Origin of the sequence: Kaistella sp. (assembly GCF_032060305.1) — a bacterium.
Classification (GTDB): domain Bacteria; phylum Bacteroidota; class Bacteroidia; order Flavobacteriales; family Weeksellaceae; genus Kaistella; species Kaistella yananensis.
In genome coordinates, this window is record NZ_DAMBHK010000055.1 from 1395 (window position 1) to 2922 (window position 1528).

Here is a 1528-nt window from a genome sequence, read left to right on the forward strand (position 1 = left end):
GGATTCAAAAAAATGAAAGCTTTCCAGGTAAACCCATTCGTTAAATATCAAGGTCTTGAATTCTTTGGAGCTTACGAATATGTAACCGGTAACAAAGCGAGTGGTTTAACTGCAAGACCTACAGATGGCGATTACACACAGCTTGCAGCAGAATTGCTTTACAGATTCGGTAACAAAGAACAGTTCTATTTTGGTGGACGTTATAACTCAATCAGCGGTCAGGACGATGACGTTTCCGCAGAAAGAAAAATCGACAGATTCAATATCGCAGGTGGTTGGTTCATGACCAAAAATATCCTTGCTAAAGTAGAATATGTGTCTCAGAAATACAACAACGATCCTGTTTGGGGTGCAACAAGCGCACTGAGAGGTGGTAAATTTAATGGGTTGATGTTTGAAGCAACCATAGGTTTCTAATTTTTAATATTTTTTCTGAAAAGGGATTGTTTTCAATCCCTTTTCTATCTTTAATCTCATGAAAAATACAATCGCCATACTGCTGCTCATTATCTCTCCGGTAATGTTTTTCGCTCAAAAGAACGGAGTGGAAATCAACGGATGGACGAATGTAAATACATTTAAATGTACCAACATTAATTTTAACAATTCGCCAACCATTTATTCTTTCTCGGGAAACCAGCTTCCGAATTTACAGTTACAGGTCAACGATTTCGACTGTAAAAACAGAATGATGACTGCGGATTTCCGTAAAACATTACATTCCGACAAATATCCGGTGCTTACCATCAAATTTTTAAATTTTACTAAAACAGGAGCCAACAGATTTTCGGCAAATGTAGAAGTAAAGATGATGACCGTTACCAGAAAATACAATATCGAATTCAGCGAATACAAAAACAGTTTGGTAGGCAATAAGAGACTCAAATTTTCAGATTTCAATATCGTGCCTCCTAAGAAAATGGGTGGGATGGTGTATGTGAAAGACGAACTCGATTTATTGTTCAGTCTTGCGATTAAAGATTGAAAACATTCACCTTAAGCAATAATGTGATTTTTCATAATAAGTGTTTTATGACAGCTCTCCGGAAACGGGGAGTTTTTTTATTGGTAATGCTGAAAAATGCCCCGGTCACTCGGCGTCCAAAGTGCGGCTTTTTGTCCTGCAGCTTTCAGTCCGTTATTTGTCCACGTATTGCAGGTATAAAGAAAGCTGTAGCGGCCTCTTGCATCATAAAATGCATCGTTGTTGCCGTAAACAGCGTCTGTTTTTATAAGAATTGGTTTCCCTGTCGGATTCCTGTCGAATTTATCCCGGATGAAACCTATTAAATCTAAATACTGTTGTTGTGTTAAAGTAATTTTTTTGCAGTCTTCGCCTTCCGTCATCGATTCGTAAAAAGTGCAGTGCATGGCAGATTCGCTCATCCAGAAGGCAGCTTTCACAGCGGTAGAAGGTTTTAGCTCAGCCCAGGTTGGGGTGTCCAGATAAAAACCTTTATCTCCCCAACCGATCGATAAATATTTGAAATCGGTTCTTTTAGAGCGGGTATTTTCAAACGGAATTTCT

General features: G+C 38.6%; 2 protein-coding genes and 1 pseudogene. 2 read left to right on the forward strand and 1 reads right to left on the reverse strand.

Features of this window, described 5'->3' with window-relative positions; translation table 11 throughout:
- Both V5N63_RS08480 and V5N63_RS08485 read left to right on the forward strand, forming a co-directional pair.
- A pseudogene (locus tag V5N63_RS08480) lies at positions 1–417 on the forward strand (hypothetical protein); the annotation flags it as partial.
- 58 nt (positions 418–475) lie between these two features.
- A complete protein-coding gene (locus V5N63_RS08485; RefSeq protein ID WP_332033595.1) occupies positions 476–985 on the forward strand; it encodes a YceI family protein in 510 nt (169 codons plus the stop codon).
- Positions 986–1062: 77 nt separating this feature from the next.
- On the opposite strand, the gene V5N63_RS08490 is transcribed toward V5N63_RS08485, so the two are convergent.
- Positions 1063–1528, reverse strand: a 466-nt coding sequence (locus V5N63_RS08490) for a DUF2459 domain-containing protein (RefSeq protein ID WP_332033596.1), incomplete at its 5' end; no start/stop codon positions are given.